Below are 16,792 nucleotides of genomic sequence, written 5' to 3' on the forward strand. Positions count from 1 at the left end.
GACCGTGCCGGTAACTTCCGCGGAGGGATGCGGCATGAGCTTTACGGAACTGCGCAAATTCGTCGCACCTGAAACGATCTTCGGCGTCGGCGCCCTGCTCGTGGCCGGGCAGTACGCCAGCAAGTTCGGCATGATGCGCCCCCTCGTGGTGACCGATCCGGGAATCGTGGAGGCGGGTTGGGCCGGCAAGGTTCTGGAGAGCCTGGCGGCCTTCGACATCGAAGGGGTCCTCTTCTCCGCGGTGTCGCCCAATCCCAGGGCCGAGGAAGTCATGGCCGGGGCCATGACGTACATGGAGCACGGCTGCGACGGCCTGGTGGCCGTGGGCGGTGGCAGCCCCATGGACTGCGCCAAGGGCATCGGCATCGTGGTTTCCAACGGCGGCCACATTCTCGATTACGAGGGCGTGGACAAGATCATCGTGCCCATGCCGCCGCTCATCGGCATCCCGACCACGGCCGGCACCTCGGCCGACGTGTCGCAGTTCGCCATCATCAACGACACCGAGCGCAAGACCAAGATCGCCATCATCAGCAAGACCATCATCCCCGATGTGGCGCTCATCGACCCGCAAACCCTGACCACCAAGAGCCCCTACCTCGTGGCCTGCACCGGCATGGACGCCCTGGTCCACGCCATTGAGGCCTTCGTCTCCAGCGCCCATTCGCCCATGAGCGACCTGCACGCCCTGGAGGCCATCCGGCTCGTGACGAGCAGCCTCCTGGCCTCCCTGCAGAACCCCGGCGACATGGAACTGCGCGCCAAGACCATGCTCGGCAGCATGCAGGCCGGCCTGGCCTTCTTCAACGCCAGCCTCGGGGCGGTCCACGCCATGGCCCACAGCCTGGGCGGCTACAAGGACCTGCCCCACGGCGAGTGCAACGCCATGCTCCTGCCCCACGTCATCGACTTCAACTTCCCGGCGGCGCCCGAGCGCTTCCGCGTCATCGCCGAAACCATGGGCATCGACTGCCGCGGGCTGAACACCAAGGAAATCCGGACGCGCCTCCTGCAGGCCATGATCGAGCTGCGCAACGCCGTCGGCATCCGCGAGCACCTCGGGCAAAAGGGAATCCGCACCGGCGACATCCCGGTGCTCTCGGCCAAGGCCGTGCTCGACCCGTGCCTGGTGACCAACCCCAAAACCGCCACCACCCGCGACATCCAAGTCATCTATGAAGAAGCGACCTGACGAGCAGGCGGCCGATACGACGTCCCTGCGCGACAAGATTGTCGGCCTGAGCGAGTCCTCGGGCCGCAAGAGCTATTATCCCATGCTGCAGCAGAAGATCCGGGAGCTGCAGAACGAGATATCCGAACGGTGGCGCGCGGAAAACACGCTGCGCCAGACCCTGGCGCGCATCAGCCGGCAGCAGGCCGTCATGGCCGAGATTTCGACGGACCCCAACGTGTTCCACGGCCGGCTGCGGGACGCGGCCCCCATGATCACCGTCAAGATGAGCCATGCCCTGGAGGTCAGCCGGACAGGCCTCTGGATCAGGCAGGGCGAACGGTTCATCTGCCTGGACAAGTTCGATGCCCGCTACGACGCCCACAGTTCGGGCCAGATTCTCAAACTCGAAGAGTTCCCGACATACCACGCGGCCATAGTCCGGGAAGTCGTGGCCGTGGACAACGTGCACACGGACCCCCGGACCATGGCCTTCGCCTCGTCCTACCTCGCTCCCCACGGCATCGAGTCCATGCTCGACGTGCCCGTGCAGATCGAAGGCGAAATCGCCGGCATCATCTCCTTTGAGCACACCGCAAGTCCCCGCGCGTGGCAGCCCGACGAGATCACCTTCGCCGGCCGCGTCGCCGACCAGGTGGCGCTGATCATGGAGAACAAACGCAGGCGCATGGCCGAGGAGCGGCTCAGGGAGGCCCATGCCGAACTGACCAGGAACTTCCGCTTCACGGAGGTTCTCCTCGACGCCATCCCCATCCCCCTGTTCTACAAGGACTCGAGCCTGCGCTATCTCGGCTGCAACCGCGCCTTCACCGAGGTCATGGGCGTAAGCCGCGAGGAACTGCAGGGAAAGACCACACGGGACCTATGGCCGGACCTTTCGACCACATATGAGGAAAACGACCACTCCCTGCTGCGCGGCGCGCCCAGGAGCACATACGAGGCCAAGGTCCGTGGCAAGGACGGACAGCTGCGCGAGGTCATCTTCGCCAAGCAGGTCTTTTTCGACGAGCGCAACCGCACGGACGGCATCATCGGCTCCTTCGTGGACATCACGGAGCGCATCCGCTCGGAAAAGGAGTCGCAGCGTCTGCGGACACTGCTGTCGAACATCATCAACTCCATGCCGTCCATGCTCATCGGCGTGGACGCCGACGGCCGCATCGCACAATGGAACCAGCAGGCCGCTCGCGTGACGGGCGTCTCCGAAGAAGAAGCCCGCGGCAAGCCCCTCGGGGAGATCGTGCCGTGGCTCGAACCGGAGATGCGCAGAATCCGTCAGTCCATCGCCGACAAGAAGCCCTTTTTCGAGGGGAAACTGCGCAGAATCGTGGACGGGGAGACGCATTTCGAGGACGTGACCATCTATCCCCTCATCAGCAACGGCGTGGAGGGCGCGGTCATCCGCATCGACGACGTGACGGACAAGGTCCGCATCGAGGACGTGCTGGTCCAGTCGGAAAAGATGCTCTCCGTCGGCGGGCTTGCCGCCGGCATGGCGCACGAGATCAACAATCCGCTGGCATCCATCATGGGCAACGCGCAGGTCCTGGAGACGCGCCTGACCCATCCCCCTGCCGCAGAACGCGGCCGCGGCACGGGACGCAGGCATCTCGATGGAGGCCCTGCGCACGTACCTCGAGTTGCGGGGAATTCCGAAAATGCTCCTGTCCATCCGCAGCTCCGGGGCCCAGGCGGCGCAGATCGTCAGCAACATGCTCAGCTTCAGCCGCAAGAGCGACGCGACCCTTGTCCCGGAGGACATCACCGCCATCGTGGACAAGACCCTGGAACTGGCCAGTACGGACTACAACCTGAAAAAGAACTACGACTTCAAGAAAATACAGATTATCAGAGAGTACGAACCAGACCTGCCCAGAATTCTGGGCTCCGTAAGCAAGCTGCAGCAGGTCTTCCTGAATCTGTTCCGGAACGGAGCCGAGGCCATGGGGGAGAAGAGATATCCCGGAGGGCAGGGACCACGCTTCACCCTGCGGGCGCGGAACAACCCGCCCTGGGTGCGGATCGAACTGGAGGATAACGGACCGGGACTCGAAGAACCGGTACGCAAGCGCATCTTCGAGCCGTTCTTCACCACCAAGCCCGTGGACAAGGGCACAGGCCTCGGCCTGTCGGTGTCCTATTTCATCGTCACCGAGGACCACGCCGGCGTGATGAGCGTGCAGACGGCCCTGGGCGAATGGACACGCTTCATCATCGACCTGCCCGTCGCGCCATCCACGAAATAAAAACGGCAGGCCCGAGGGCCTGCCGCAATCTGACGCAAGAACGACCGCAGAAATTAGCGGGAATAGACCTTAAGCTGGTCGCCGGGCCGGATATGGGTGTTGGCCGCCAGCTTGTTCCAGCTGAGCAGATCCTGCGCACTCACGCCGAAACGCTTGGCGATGGACCACAAGGTATCGCCCTGCCGAACCTGGTAGCTGACGAGATCCTTGCGCACGGTATCCGCCTGGGCCTGGGCCTTTTTGGTCTCCGCGCGGCCCGCATCGGGTACGAACAGCTTCTGGCCGACCTTGAGGGTCGTTGAGCCGCGCAACCCGTTGGCCTGCAGCAGGGTCGAGGGGTCCGCCTCGAACTGCTTGGCGATGGACCATACGGTATCGCCCTGGCGGACCACATAGTTGGCCCGCTTCGAAGCCCACATCTTCGTCTCCGCCACGGCAGGAGCCTCTTCGCCCGACGACTGGCCGGGCACGCGCAACACCTGCCCCACGCTCAGCTTCCTGACCGTGTTGGCCTTCTGCAGATCCTTGACCGGGATGTTGAACTTCTTGGCCACGCCCCACCAGGTATCGCCAGGCTGCACCCTGTGGCTGGCGTACTCCGTGCGTTTGACGATGATCGGCTTCTTCAGGAACTCTTGGGCCTGGGCCACGAGATGGCCGGGCACCGCGATCTGTATGGTCCGCGTGGGCGGAGCCTCCTGCTTGCGCAGGGCGGGGTTCAGCTCCCGGAAGGACTTCCAGTCTACGCCGATGCTTCGGGCCATGGCCTGCAGATCCGTACCCGGCGCGGCCTTCAGCTTTGAGGGCGTCGCGGTCCGCCTGTCGAGATCGAGGGGCTCAAAGCCCAGCTTCTCCAGGTTCCTGGCCACTTTGACTAGGGCGAGAAACTTGGGAACGTACAGTTTCGTTTCCTGCTTCAGGTCGTCAGAGGCCTCACACAGGGAAAAGTAGTCCTCGCTTCCGGTCTTCTTCAAGGCCCGACCGACCGCACCCTCGCCGGCATTGTACGCCGCCAGGGCCAAAGGCCAGTCCCCGAACTCCGCATACAGCTTCTTCAGGTACGCGATGGCCGCCTCGGTGGCCATGTACGGGTCGCGCCGCTCGTCCACCCAACTGTCCACGGTCAGCCCGTATATCCGGCCGGTCTGGGGCATAAACTGCCAGATGCCGCCGGCGCCGGCCGAAGAGACGGCAAAGGGGTTGAACCCGCTCTCGGCGAAGGGCAGGTAGATGAGGTCCTCGGGCAGGCCTTCGGCCAGAAAACGCGCCCTGATGTGCGGCAGGTAGTTCTGGGCCCGCTTGAGCCACCCCTCCATGGTCCCCCGGTGGGTGTGGGCGTAGTAGTGAAAATAGCGCTGGACTTCCGCATTATCATCGGTATCCAAGGCGACAGGAAAGGACATCTGCGCATCGAGGATGCTTTTTTCCTCGGCGGACAGCACGCTGTCCGCGGGGAGGTCCTCCCGGCCCTGCAGAACATCGACGTACTCGGAGTCCTCGTCCTGGGCGGAAGCTTCCTGGGTTGCGTTGCCGGAGTCGGCGGATGCGTCCGCACCCTCTCCGGCGTCCTGCGCCGTCACGTCCACACCCGGTCCGACAGAGGCCGGGTTCTGGGCCTGCTTGGCGGGCATACACCCGGCAAGAGCCAGCAGGACGGCGAGCAGGATCACTCGTATATCGACTGTCAAAACAATCTCCTGGTCAAATGTTGGCCCCTGGGACGCGAAAAATCCGTCCCAGCGAGATCGAGCATTTTGCCCTGCTACAGAAAAAAACCCGAAATTGCAAACCCGCCAGCCCGGCTCATCACGGATCAGCACATGAACGACAATCCCGACCTCAGAAGCCACCTGACCCCCGGCCGCAAGCCGGTTCTCGAACTTCTCCGCTCACGGCCCGAGACCCTCGACACGGTCTTTCTGGCCGAGGACGCGCCTGGGCTCGGGGACGTCCTCGGGCAATGCAAGGAGGCAGGCGTGCGCTTCCGCAAGGTGCGACGCGCCGAACTGGACCGCATGTTCCCCGGCAACCACCAGGGCGTTGTCGGCCGCCTGCGGGGACGGCAGCTCATGGATCTGGACGCCCTCATCGCCGAAACCGGCCGCTGCTCCTTTCCCCTCATCCTGGCTCTCGATCAGGTCCAGGACCCCGGCAACGTCGGCACCCTGGCCCGCACCCTGCTCGCCCTGGGCGGAGCCGGCCTTCTTTTTCCGCGCGACCGCACGGCCTTCATCGGACCGGCCGCGGCCAAGGCGGCGGCAGGAGCCCTGGACCGGCTGCCCCTGTGCCAGGTGGTCAACCTGGCCCGGGCCCTGGACGCCTGCGCCGAGGCGGGGCTGACTATCTACGGCTCCGCCGCCGGACCGGCGAGTACGGACCTCTTCACGGCCAGGCTCGATTTCCCGGCGGTGCTGGTGCTCGGCAACGAGGACAAGGGAATGCGCCCGAACGTGGGCAAGCGCTGCGCGGCCATGCTCTCCATCCCCATGCGGGGCGGGTTCGATTCCCTGAACGTGGCCCAGGCGGGGGCCATGATCATGACGGAGATGCTGCGCCGCAGAAGCTGAAGGCGGGAGACTACTTGATGTACTGCGGGAAGTTCAGGAACACGTCCTGGGTGAAGGTGATCATCTTGTCCATGATCCAGGGGAAGGAGATGAGCAGCGCCACGAAGACGGCGATGATCTTGGGCACGAAGGTCAGCGTCATCTCCTGAATCTGGGTCGCGGCCTGCAGGATGCTGACCAGCACGCCGACCCCCAGGCCCACGCCCAACATGGGCAGGGAGATGGCCAGGGTCAATTCGATGGACTGCCGCGCGAAACCTATCACGAATTCGGGGGTCATGGGTTCACTCCTTGACTCGGGCTAGACGAAACTGTTGACGAGGGAGCCGACGAGCAGGTTCCAGCCGTCGACCATGACGAAGAGCAGGATCTTGAACGGCAGGGACACCATGACCGGCGGCAGCATCATCATGCCCATGGACAGCAGGATGCTCGCCACGACCATGTCGAGGATCAGGAACGGGATGTAGATCAGGAACCCGATCTGGAAGCCCGTCTTGAGTTCGCTGATGACGTAGGCCGGAACCAGGACCATGGTCGGGACGTCTTCCTTGCTCTTGGGCCGCTCCAGGCCCGTGATGGAAAAGAACACGGACAGGTCCTTCTCGCGTGTATGCTTGAACAGGAACGTCCTGAGGGGCGTCTCGGCTCGGCCGATGGCCACGTCGTACCCGATCTCCTCCTTCAGGTAGGGTTGCAGGGCCGTATCGTTGATGGTCCTTCCCGTGGGCATCATGATGACCACGGTCATGAAAATGGCCAGGGAGGCCAGAACCTGGTTCGGCGGCATCTGCTGCGTGCCCATGGCCTGCCGCAGGAAATGAAAGACGATGATGATGCGGGTGAAGGACGTGACCGTCAGCACGATGGCCGGGGCCAGGGACAGGACCGTCAGCAGAGCCATGACCTCCAGGGCCACGGCCACCTTCTGGGGCTCAGCCTGGGCGCTGGACAGGGACAGGGACAGGGACGGGACGCTCGGGACCTGCTGGGCCAGGGCCGCCAGGGGGAAAAGCAGGAAAAGACTAGGAAGAAGGATCCTGGCCGCTTTCACGCTCCAGTGCTGTCTGAAAATCCGGGGTGGGGTCATGGTCTGCCTTGTGCTCCGCGATCAGGTTGATGCCGGCGTCGGTCACGCCCAGCACCAGAAGCCTATTCAAGAAGCGGACCACCACCAGCTGTTTGCGCGGACCAAGGGCCACGCGTTCCTCGACCCGCAGGGAGCCCGCCCCGCGGCCCTGCAGGCGTGAGGCCAGCCCGAAGCGCTTGAGGAGCGCAAAAGCCAGAAAAATGAGCCCGAGGATGAGCAGCAGCGCCGCGGCCATCTTCACGGCGGCCAGCCCCAGCCCGGCGCCCGCGCCTGTCAGGGTTGCGTTATCCAAGCTGCTTCACCCGCTCGATGGGACTGATGATGTCCGTCAGGCGCACGCCGAATTTCTCGTTGATGACCACGGCCTCGCCGCGCGCCACGAGCTTGCCGTTGACCAGGATCTCCAGGGGTTCGCCGGCCAGCTTGTTCAGTTCGATGACCGATCCCTGCCCGAGCTGCAGCAGCTCGTTGATGAGGAGCTTGGTGCTGCCGAGCTGGGCCGAAACCTCCAGCGGGATGTCGAGGATGAAGTCCAGATCCTTGCGCAGGTTGTCGGGTTTGGGCGCCTTGGCCTCGGCCGTCAAATCTTTGTATTCAAAATCCCGACTCTGGGCGGAAAGCTGCTTCTGCTTCTTCTCGCGCTGGATCTTGCCCTCCTCCTCGTCGGCCAAAGCCTTGGCCCACTCCTCAGCCAGGGCCTGGTCCGAGCCGCCCGGCTCCTGCTCCTTGAGGGCCGCGCTCCAGGCGTCGGCAAGATCCTGCTCGCCACCGCCGGCGGACTCCGCGGTGCTCTGCTCTTCAAGGGCCGCGGCCCACTCCGCCGCCAGTTTGTCCTGATCTTCGACCATACCGTTCCCCTAGTAATTGAGTTCCTGTTCCTTGATGACCTTGAAGGCCTTGTTTCCCTTGACGAAGCCCGGATGTCCCAAAAATTTGAGCACGCCCTGGATGCGCGCAGTGAGGAGATCGTCCTCGTCCTGATCCAAGAGCAGGATGTCCCCGACCTTCAGGTCGAGAAGCTGGCGGCCGGTCATCTGCGTCGTGCCGAAAGTCACGCCCACGTCCACGGGCGTCTCCATCAGCCGGTCCCGGAAGCGGGAGATCCAGGCGTGGTCGATCTCCAGGCGTTCGGTCTGGAAGGCGGCGTAGAGCTTGGAACGGATGGGTTCGATGGTCGCATAGGGCAGGGCCAGGACCATGGAGCCCAGGGCGTTCTCCAACTCCACCTCGAAGGAGATGACCACGACCACGTCGCTGGGCGGGACGATGGTCGCGAACTGCGGGTTGATCTCCGAGCGCAGGAGTTCGATGCTGACCTCGTGCACCGGCCGCCAGGCGTCCTCCAGGTTGGCCAGGATGATCTTGACGACCTTGACGATGATGGACTGTTCGATGGGCGTGAAGTCGCGCCCCTCGATCTTGGGCTGGCTGCCCGCCCCGCCGAAGAAGTTCTCGACCAGGGAGAAGACCAGGCGCGTGTCGACCACCAGCAGGGCGTTGCCGCGCAGGGGGTCGATCTTGAAGATGTTGATGCTCGTTGGCACGGGCAGGGAGCGCATGAAGTCCCCGAACTTGGACATGTCGATGGAGATGGGGTTCACGTCCACCCGCTTGCGCATGGTGTTGGCCAGGGCGCTGGTGCACAGGCGCGAGAAGCGGTCGTTGATGATCTCGAGCACCGGCATGCGCCCGCGGATAATGCGGTCCTGGTTGGCCAGGTCGAAGGACACGACGCCGCTCTGATCCTCGACGACCTCCTCCTCGGTCTCGATCTCCCCGCCCGAGATGCCCCGCAACAGGGCATCGACCTCGTCCTGGTTCAGGATCTTGCTCATAGACTTCCCGCAGGCCCTACTGGACCACGAATTCCGTGAAATAGACGTTGCGCACCTTGCCCTTGCCCAGAATCTGGTTCAGGCGCTCAACGATCTGGTTCTTGAGTTCGATCTTGCGATCCATGCTGCTGATCTCCTCGAAGGTCTTGCTCGACAGCAGGAGCAACAGCGTGTCCTTGACCTTGGGCATGGCCGCGGTCAGTGCGGCCGCGGCCGCGGCGTCGGCCACTTCCACGTCCATGGTGGTCTTCAGGTATCGCCGGCCCATGGGATCGGACAGGTTGACCACGAAGGCGTCGAGAGTGACCAGCTGGCCGCCTGTTGCGGGCGCCGCGGCGTCCTTCTTCTCCCCTTCGGCCTTGCCTGCCGCGGCCGTCTCACCTTCGGCCGACGCTTCGTGCCCGGCCGCCGCGTCTCCCGCCAGCTTGGGCTGCAGATAGAACTTCCAGGCCGCAAACCCGCCGCCGCCCAGCACGGCCAGCACCAGAACCAGGATGATGATCAGCTTGAGCTTTCCGCCCTTTTTTTTGGCTTCCTTTTCCGGGGCCTGCGCTTTTTTGTCGGCCATTTGTTCCTCCTTCGTCGTTCATGCGAAAACCGGGCCTAAAGATACGTTCTGCCTGTGGTTTTCAGCAATATTTCCACGCGCCTGTTCCTGGCCCGGCCTTCGGGCGTGGCGTTGTCGCCCAAAGGAAAGGCCTCGCCATAGGCGGAAACCGAAAACCGTCCGGGATCGAAACCCGTCTGCAGAAAAACGCCGAGCACGGCCATGGCCCTTTCCGCAGACAAGGTGTAGTTGTCCTTGGTTGTTCCGGGCACGCTGTCCGTATACCCGGCCACGTTGACCGGCATGGTCGTCGTGGCCAGAAATCTGGCGAACTCGGCCAGCAGCTTGCGGCTGCCTTCGCTGAGTTCGCTCCCGCCGGTCTCGAAGAGCAGCCCGTCGGACAGCACCAGGGCCAGCCCTTCGGGCCTCGCCAGGATCTGAAGATTGGCGTTCAGGGTGCTTCTGGACATGCCCTCGGGCAGGACCTCATCGGGAAAAAGCAGGTCCTTGATACGCTGCGGATTCTCCAGCACGTCGGCCGGATTCTCGATGGCCATCTGCACGAGGGTGAAGCGCGTCGGAATCCTGCCTGCGCCCTTCTTCGGGGCCAGGCCCATGTCGCCCGCGAAATTCGAGACCACGTCGCGCAGCACAGACCTGTCCATGGAGGACATGGACAGGAGCAGCACGAAGAAGGCCAGCAGGAGGGTGACCATGTCCGCGAAGGTGACCATCCAGGCCGCTCCCGGCGCCAGGCTCCGGTAGGGTTTGCGCTTGAGGGCCATCTCAGGGCTTCCCCGGCAGGTCGAAGCGGAAGAGGAAATCGTCCACGCTGAAGCTGTCCTTCACGCGCGCCTTCTCTTCCTCCAGCGCCTTCTGCGCGGCCAGTTCGGCGCTCCAACTGCCGATGCGGTGATCCAGCGTGAGCTCCACCCTCCGGTTGGCCTGCCTGCCTTCACGGCTGTCCCCGCCGACACGCGGCCGAAAGCGCCCGTAGGCTTCCAGGCGCAGCTTGTCCTGCGGGATGCCGGCTTCGAGGAAATAGCGGTACACGGCCACAACCCGGGCCAGAGAGAGTTCCCAGGAGAAATCGACCTTGACCCACGGTTTGGGCAGATAATCCGGCCCGTATTCGTCCATGCCTTCGGCGGTGTGCCCCGACAGCCCCATGGGGTACGCGCTCGCGGCCACCACGGGCAGGACCTTGGCCAGCAGGGCGCGCCCATGCTCGGTCAATTCGGCCGTCCCGGGCGCGAACAGGGCCGCGGCGTCCATGGACAGGCGCTGGATGAACCGGTTGGACTCGAAGCGCAGATCCTTGTCCGGGTCTTCCTGCAGCCGCTCCTTGACCGGCGAAAGGTCGTGAAAAACATTGATCGGACCGGGATCGACGCGCGTACGGGTGTCGGAGATGGTCAGGTCATCCAGGCTGGGAGCGCCCGTCCCGAAGGTGCCGGAAACCGAGCCAAGCGCCACCTTGCGCTTGTAGACGTCCGTCATGGAGGCCATGGACACCAGCACGATGAAAAACGTCATCATCAGGGTGACCATGTCCGAAAAGGTGATCATCCAGGACGGGAGCCCGGAGTCGGGTTCCTGGCGCTTTTCCCTGCGTTTGAGCATGGCGTTCCCCGGCCGTCCTTCAGGGTCTGAACCTGCGCTCCTTGGGCGGCAGGTAGCTGTTCATCTTCTCTTCGAGGATGCGCGGGTTCTCGCCCCGCGAGATGGACATGATCCCCTCGACGATCATGGTCCGCACCAGGACTTCTTCCCGGCTGCGGGCCCGGAGCTTGCCGGCCATGGGGTTGAAGACGAGGTTGGCCAGGATCGCCCCGTAGAACGTGGTCAGCAGGGCCACGGCCATGGCCGGCCCGATGGTGCTGGGATCGTTCATGCGCTTGAGCATGAGCACCAGGCCAATGATGGTGCCGACCATGCCCATGCCCGGGGCCAGGCTCCCGAACGTCTGCAGGATCTCCGCGCCCTTGAGGTGGCGCTCTTCCAGGCAGGCGATCTCGGTCTCCAGAATCTCCTGGATGAGCTGGGGGTCGAGGCCGTCGACGGTCAACTGCAGGCCCTTGCGCAGAAAGTCGTCGGGAATGCTCTTGAGATGCGCCTCCAGGGACAGGATGCCCTCGCGCCGCACGCGCGTGGCGTAGTCCGTGAACTGGGCGATGAGCTCCCCAGGCTCCTGGGCCTTGGAGGTGAAGGTCTTGCCCATGATGCGCGCCACGCCGAGCACGCTCTCCAGCGGGTACGTCACCAGCACCGCGCCGAGGGTGCCGCCGAAGACGATGAGGACCGAGGAGAAATCGAAGAAGAGCATGAAGTCCCGGCCCAAGGCGGCGATGACCAGCCCGAAGGCAACCAGGATTCCGATGATGGTGGCCAGATCCATAAGACAAGCTTCCCCTTTGGCCGTTAGTTCGTGTCGCGTTCCCCGAATATCCGCGTGCCGATGCGCACCAGCGTGGCCCCTTCCTCGATTGCGGCCTCGAAATCCCCGGTCATGCCCATGGACAGGTCCGGGAGCGGGAGCCCGAAGCCTGCGCGCAGGGACTCGGCCAGGCCGCGCAGGCGCGCGAACCAGGGGCGCGCCCGCTCCGGGTCGTCGAAGAACGGAGGCATGAGCATGAGCCCGCGCCACTGCAGATGCGCCGAGCCCGCCAGGAACTCCGCCAGCGGCGGCAAATCCCCTTCGAGGATGCCGCTCTTCCGGCTCTCGCCGGCCAGATTGACCTGCACGAGCACGTCCTGGACCAGGTCCATGGCCCGGGCCCTGTCATGCAACGAACGAGCCAGCTTCAGGGAATCTACGCCGTGGATCAGACTGAAACGCCCCACCACGTTCCTGGCCTTGTTCGTCTGTAGATGACCGATGAAGTGCCATGAAATTTCCGGGGGCAGGACGGCCATCTTGGCCTCGGCCTCCTGCACGTAATTCTCCCCGAACTCACGCTGGCCCGCCTCGTACAGGGCCCTCACGGCGTCGGCGGGATGCAGCTTGGACACGGCCACGAGGCGCACGTCACCCGCCTCGCGCCCGGCCGTACGGGCCGCCGCGTCCATGCGCTCCAGCACTTCGCGCCACCTCTGCCTCATCTCCGCCGCTTCCATGCCCGCCCTCCTCAGGACCCCAGGCCCAGGGAGATCATGAACTGGCCGTCCTCGGTCCAGCCCTCGCGGACCTTGACCCACAGCTCCAGGTGGACCTTGCCGCCCAGCAGACCCTTGATCTCCTGACGGGCCAGCTGGCCGACCTTCTTGAGATTCTGCCCCTGCCGGCCGACGATCATGCCCTTGTGACTGTTTTTTGACGTATAGATCGTGGCCGAGATCATGGTCATGTTCTCTTCCGGGATTTCCTCCCAGCTCTCGATCTCCACGGCCACGTTGTAGGGCAATTCCTGTTCGAGGCCCAGAAAAAGCTTCTCGCGGATGATCTCCGAAGCCAGGAAGCGCACCGAGGCCGTGCTCAGCTGGTCCTCGGGGAAGAGCGGCGGACTGACCGGCAGGAACTCGCGGATGATCTTCAGAAGCGTCTCCAGGCCCTCGCCGGTCCTGGCCGAGACGGGGACGAGTTCGACGCCCGGCCAAAGGGCGGCGCAGTCGGCCAGCAGGCCCAGCAGGCGTTCCTTTGGCTTGATCTGGTCGACCTTGTTCAGGGCCACGGCCATGGGCACGCCCAGGGTACCGAGCTTGGCCGCCATGGGCCGCAGGTCGCGTTCGAGGGCCTTGGCGTTGCCCGCGTACTTGGAGCCGTCGAGGAACAGCACCACGCCGTTGGCCTCCTGCACCGCGCCCCAGGCCGCGTCGACCAGGAAGCGGTTCAGCTTGCCGCGGGCGGCGTGGATGCCGGGCGTGTCCAGAAAGACGATCTGCTCCTCGGCCGTGGTGCGGATGCCGGTGATGCTCGTGCGGGTGGTCTGGGGCTTGGGCGAGACGATGGCGATCTTCTCTCCCAGGACGGCGTTCAGAAAGGTGGATTTCCCGGCGTTGGGGGGCCCGATGAGGGCGATGAAGCCGGCTTTGTATGTGCTTTGCGTCATTTCCATGCAATCTTTGTAAAAGGATATTGCCGGGTTGAAAACCCGTCACGGGGATAAGCACGGGAATGTCGGGAAATACCCCTTGCCCTGCGCTTCGGAATCTGGATATAGGCCCCAAACATTATGGGCAAGGACTTAATCATCGTCGAATCACCCGCCAAAATCAAAACCATCAAGAAGTTTTTGGGCAGCGGTTACGAAGTGGAAGCGTCCGTGGGTCACGTGCGGGATCTCCCGGCCAAGACCCTCGGCGTGGACGAGGAACACGACTTCACGCCGGAGTATCAGATCATCCCCGGCAAAGCCAAGGTCGTCAGCAAGCTCAAATCCGCAGCCAAGGCGGCCGACACGGTCTACCTGGCCCCGGACCCCGACCGCGAGGGCGAGGCCATCGCCTGGCACGTGGCCGAGATCATCAAGGGCTCCAACACCAATCTCAAGCGCATCCAGTTCAACGAGATCACGGCCAAGGCGGTCAAAGAGGCCCTGGCCCACCCGACCGAACTGCGCAAGCCCCTCTTCGATTCCCAGCAGGCCAGGCGCATCCTGGACCGGCTCGTGGGCTACAAGATTTCTCCGCTCCTCTGGAAGAAGGTCAAGCGAGGACTGTCCGCCGGCCGAGTCCAGTCCGTGGCCCTGCGCCTCATCGTGGACCGCGAGCGCGAACGCCAGGCCTTCGTCTCCGAGGAGTACTGGCTCTTCAAGGTCACGCTGGAAGGCGCCACGCCCCCGCCCTTCGAGGCCGACCTGTGGAAGGTCGACGGCGCCAAGCCCGTCATCGGCGACGAGGACGCGGCCCTGGCCCTGGAAGGACGCATCGCGGGACAGCCGTTCCTGGTGGAGGACGTGGTCGAGAAGGAGCGCCAGCGCCAGCCGCGCCCGCCCTTCATCACTTCCACCCTGCAGCAGGACGCCAGCAACAAGCTCGGCTTCAACGCCAAGCGGACCATGTCCGTGGCCCAGCGCCTCTACGAAGGCGTGGAACTGGGCGAACGCGGCACCACGGCGCTCATCACCTACATGCGTACCGACTCGGTGCGCGTCTCCGACGAAGCCCGCGACGCAGCCCGCGAGTGGATCACGGCCAACCTCGGCCCGGATTTCTACCCCCAGACCGCCAGGGTTTACAAAAGCAAGGGCTCGGCCCAGGACGCCCACGAAGCCATCCGTCCCGTGGACCCGTCCCTGACCCCGGACTCCATCAAGAACGCCCTGCCCCCGGAGCAGTACAAGCTCTACCGCCTCATCTGGGAGCGCTTCATGGCCTCGCAGATGGCCTCGGCCCGCTTCTGGGACACGGTCGTGACCGTGGCCAGCGGCCCGGCCCAATGGCGGGCCAAGGGCGAACGCCTCATCTTCCCGGGCTTCCTGCGCGTCTGGCCCCAGGTCGAGGACTCGGCCACGGCGACCCTGCCGGGCCTGGAAAAGGGCCAGGGGCTGCGCCTGGACAAGCTGCACAAGGAGCAGAAGTTCACCCAACCTCCGGCCAGATTCTCCGAAGCTTCCCTTGTTCACAGGCTGGAAGAACTGGGCATCGGCCGCCCGTCCACCTACGCCGCCATCATCTCGACCCTGACCGAGCGCGACTATGTGCGCATGGCCGAAAAGCATTTCGAGCCCACGGACCTGGGCGTCATCGTCTGCGACCTGCTGGTGGAGCATTTCGGGCAGCTCATGGACGCCGGTTTCACGGCGCGCATGGAAGAGGGCCTGGACCACGTGGCCGAGGGCGACACGGACTGGGTGGAACTGCTGAAGGATTTCGCGAAGGATTTCTACCCCACCCTGGACAAGGCCCGCGAGACCATGGCCCAGATCAAGGCCGGCATGGACACGGGACTTTCGTGCCCGCAGTGCGAGGACGGCCGGCTTGTCGTCAAATTCGGCAAGAACGGCACGTTCCTGGGCTGCACCAACTATCCCGCCTGCGCCTTCACCAGCAACTACACGCGCGACGCCGCCGGACAGATCCAGCTGGTCAAGGAGGAGCCCCCCGAGGAACTCGGCCTGTGCCCCAAGTGCAAGACCGGCCGCCTCGTGGTCAAGAAGACCAAGACCGGCGGACGTTTCGTGGCCTGCTCCAACTACCCGGAATGCCGGCACGCCGAATCAGTCGGCACCGGCGTGGCCTGCCCCCGCGAAGGGTGCGACGGGGAACTGGTGGAAAAGACCAGTCGCCGCGGCAAGCCCTTCTACTCCTGCAGCAAGTACCCCAAATGCGACTACGCGGTCTGGGACTACCCTGTGGCCAAGCCGTGCCCCCTCTGCGGGTCCAAGATCCTCGTGCGCAAGGAGTCCAAGGCCAAGGGCCCCCACCTGGCCTGCCCGAAGAAGGAATGCGGCTACTGGGAGAAGATCGAGCAGCCGGCTTAGCCGCGCAGACAGACCGAATACTTCTTCAAAAAGTCCAACGGGTTGTAGCTCATCTTCGCCTTGCGCAGACCCTCGTCGCCCAGATCCTGCTCCCTGTTGACGACCCGGAACCCCTGGCAGCACCGCTCCAGGAACATCTGGTTGATGGCCTGGTACACCCCCTTGAAATTGGGACACCCCTTTTCGAAGTGGATGACGACGCTCGTCTCGTCCAGTGCCTCGGCGATGGTGTAGGCGATCATCTTGTCGTCGACCACCAGTCCGGCGCCGATGAGGCCGTGCAGGCGCGACCAGTCGTGCATGACCTTGACGATGGCCAGGTTTTCGGCCTCCAGGGTCCGGTCGTTCTCGGTGTTTCGCCACAGGAACCAGTCCGTCTGCAGGGCCAAGGCGCACTCCACGGTCTTCTCGTCCAGCAGCACGAAACGGGCGTCATAATCGCGCAGGAACTGGTTCAGCAGGTTCTTCTTCTTGTGGAACTTGCGCCCCTTGAGCTCGACGAGTTCGGCCACGTCGTAGAGATAGTCCCAATGGTCGCGGCACTCCTCGACCCGGATGCCGGACATCGTCGTCTCCCAGATGATCTTGAGATGCTCGGGGATGCGGATGAAGCAGGCGTCGCCGGGCAGGGTCTCGCGCAGCGACACCCAGTCCACGCCCGTCCAATCCCCGACCGGCGCCCAATAAAGGGTCTGGGGAAAGGTCTGCCGGATGAGCACGCACCCTTCGAGGAAAGCCCATTCCAGTCCGTATTCCCGGCCCCATCCCCACAGGTTGACGAAACTGTAGTCAGACGGCTTCTGACCGCACAACGCCAGATGCCGGTTGTATTCTGTCTGCCCCTCCAGGGAGATGGGGCTGAATGTGATGTCCATGAAACCTCGCAGGTCAAG

18 protein-coding genes are annotated in these 16,792 nt (G+C 64.1%); 5 read left to right on the top strand and 13 right to left on the bottom strand.

Annotated elements, in window-relative coordinates:
• Nucleotides 1-34: 34 nt before the first annotated feature.
• Genes ercA through ACYQ3G_RS17430 form a run of 3 tightly spaced genes read left to right on the top strand, consistent with a single transcriptional unit; the run spans nucleotide 35 to nucleotide 3,438 of the window.
• Nucleotides 35-1,192 (top strand): alcohol dehydrogenase-like regulatory protein ErcA, encoded by a 1,158-nt coding sequence (ercA, locus tag ACYQ3G_RS17420; protein ID WP_459828067.1) that lies wholly within the window; start codon nucleotides 35-37, stop codon nucleotides 1,190-1,192.
• Nucleotides 1,176-3,230, top strand: coding sequence for a PAS domain-containing protein (locus ACYQ3G_RS17425; RefSeq protein ID WP_459828070.1), 2,055 nt, complete (start codon nucleotides 1,176-1,178; stop codon nucleotides 3,228-3,230). Before ercA ends, ACYQ3G_RS17425 begins: the two co-directional genes overlap by 17 nt.
• On the top strand, nucleotides 3,136-3,438 hold the full coding sequence (locus tag ACYQ3G_RS17430; protein ID WP_459828073.1) for a sensor histidine kinase: 303 nt from the start codon (nucleotides 3,136-3,138) through the stop codon (nucleotides 3,436-3,438). The genes ACYQ3G_RS17425 and ACYQ3G_RS17430 overlap by 95 nt, the downstream gene beginning before the upstream one ends.
• A 53-nt stretch (nucleotides 3,439-3,491) precedes the next feature.
• Here the strand turns inward: ACYQ3G_RS17430 and ACYQ3G_RS17435 are convergent, their stop codons facing one another.
• Nucleotides 3,492-5,126, bottom strand: coding sequence for a LysM peptidoglycan-binding domain-containing protein (locus tag ACYQ3G_RS17435; RefSeq protein ID WP_459828076.1), 1,635 nt, complete (start codon nucleotides 5,124-5,126; stop codon nucleotides 3,492-3,494).
• Nucleotides 5,127-5,258: 132 nt separating this feature from the next.
• Here ACYQ3G_RS17435 and ACYQ3G_RS17440 point away from each other — a divergent pair, with 132 nt between their 5' ends.
• Nucleotides 5,259-6,005, top strand: coding sequence for a TrmH family RNA methyltransferase (locus tag ACYQ3G_RS17440; RefSeq protein ID WP_459828079.1), 747 nt, complete (start codon nucleotides 5,259-5,261; stop codon nucleotides 6,003-6,005).
• Nucleotides 6,006-6,015: 10 nt separating this feature from the next.
• On the opposite strand, the gene fliQ is transcribed toward ACYQ3G_RS17440, so the two are convergent.
• The 11 genes from fliQ to era are packed head-to-tail and all read right to left on the bottom strand — an operon-like array spanning nucleotide 6,016 to nucleotide 13,526.
• The gene (fliQ, locus tag ACYQ3G_RS17445) at nucleotides 6,016-6,285 is read right to left on the bottom strand and encodes a flagellar biosynthesis protein FliQ (RefSeq protein ID WP_028576592.1); all 270 of its coding nucleotides are present in this window, start codon (nucleotides 6,283-6,285) and stop codon (nucleotides 6,016-6,018) included.
• Nucleotides 6,286-6,306: 21 nt separating this feature from the next.
• Nucleotides 6,307-7,095 (bottom strand): flagellar type III secretion system pore protein FliP, encoded by a 789-nt coding sequence (fliP, locus tag ACYQ3G_RS17450; protein WP_084435303.1) that lies wholly within the window; start codon nucleotides 7,093-7,095, stop codon nucleotides 6,307-6,309.
• The gene (fliO, locus tag ACYQ3G_RS17455) at nucleotides 7,031-7,387 is read right to left on the bottom strand and encodes a flagellar biosynthetic protein FliO (protein WP_156902430.1); all 357 of its coding nucleotides are present in this window, start codon (nucleotides 7,385-7,387) and stop codon (nucleotides 7,031-7,033) included. Before fliO ends, fliP begins: the two co-directional genes overlap by 65 nt.
• The gene (fliN, locus tag ACYQ3G_RS17460) at nucleotides 7,380-7,943 is read right to left on the bottom strand and encodes a flagellar motor switch protein FliN (RefSeq protein WP_028576595.1); all 564 of its coding nucleotides are present in this window, start codon (nucleotides 7,941-7,943) and stop codon (nucleotides 7,380-7,382) included. Before fliN ends, fliO begins: the two co-directional genes overlap by 8 nt.
• 9 nt (nucleotides 7,944-7,952) lie before the next feature.
• On the bottom strand, nucleotides 7,953-8,930 hold the full coding sequence (gene fliM / locus ACYQ3G_RS17465) for a flagellar motor switch protein FliM (protein ID WP_459828084.1): 978 nt from the start codon (nucleotides 8,928-8,930) through the stop codon (nucleotides 7,953-7,955).
• Between the two features lie 16 nt (nucleotides 8,931-8,946).
• A complete protein-coding gene (locus ACYQ3G_RS17470) occupies nucleotides 8,947-9,498 on the bottom strand; it encodes a flagellar basal body-associated FliL family protein (protein ID WP_459828087.1) in 552 nt (183 codons plus the stop codon).
• 35 nt (nucleotides 9,499-9,533) lie between these two features.
• Nucleotides 9,534-10,262, bottom strand: coding sequence for an OmpA/MotB family protein (locus ACYQ3G_RS17475; protein ID WP_459828090.1), 729 nt, complete (start codon nucleotides 10,260-10,262; stop codon nucleotides 9,534-9,536).
• 1 nt (nucleotide 10,263) lies between these two features.
• Nucleotides 10,264-11,100, bottom strand: coding sequence for an OmpA/MotB family protein (locus ACYQ3G_RS17480; RefSeq protein ID WP_043774685.1), 837 nt, complete (start codon nucleotides 11,098-11,100; stop codon nucleotides 10,264-10,266).
• A 19-nt stretch (nucleotides 11,101-11,119) separates the two neighbouring features.
• Nucleotides 11,120-11,875, bottom strand: coding sequence for a motility protein A (locus tag ACYQ3G_RS17485; protein WP_028576599.1), 756 nt, complete (start codon nucleotides 11,873-11,875; stop codon nucleotides 11,120-11,122).
• A 23-nt stretch (nucleotides 11,876-11,898) separates the two neighbouring features.
• A complete protein-coding gene (locus ACYQ3G_RS17490; protein WP_459828094.1) occupies nucleotides 11,899-12,594 on the bottom strand; it encodes a YggS family pyridoxal phosphate-dependent enzyme in 696 nt (231 codons plus the stop codon).
• A gap of 11 nt (nucleotides 12,595-12,605) precedes the next feature.
• Nucleotides 12,606-13,526 (bottom strand): GTPase Era, encoded by a 921-nt coding sequence (era, locus tag ACYQ3G_RS17495; RefSeq protein WP_459828097.1) that lies wholly within the window; start codon nucleotides 13,524-13,526, stop codon nucleotides 12,606-12,608.
• A 123-nt stretch (nucleotides 13,527-13,649) separates the two neighbouring features.
• Here era and topA point away from each other — a divergent pair, with 123 nt between their 5' ends.
• On the top strand, nucleotides 13,650-15,899 hold the full coding sequence (gene topA / locus ACYQ3G_RS17500) for a type I DNA topoisomerase (protein WP_459828100.1): 2,250 nt from the start codon (nucleotides 13,650-13,652) through the stop codon (nucleotides 15,897-15,899).
• On the opposite strand, the gene ACYQ3G_RS17505 is transcribed toward topA, so the two are convergent.
• On the bottom strand, nucleotides 15,896-16,774 hold the full coding sequence (locus ACYQ3G_RS17505; RefSeq protein ID WP_459828103.1) for a DUF2156 domain-containing protein: 879 nt from the start codon (nucleotides 16,772-16,774) through the stop codon (nucleotides 15,896-15,898). The genes topA and ACYQ3G_RS17505 overlap by 4 nt on opposite strands.
• Between the last annotated feature and the right edge of the window lie 18 nt (nucleotides 16,775-16,792).

This window comes from Desulfomicrobium salsuginis (assembly GCF_054657795.1).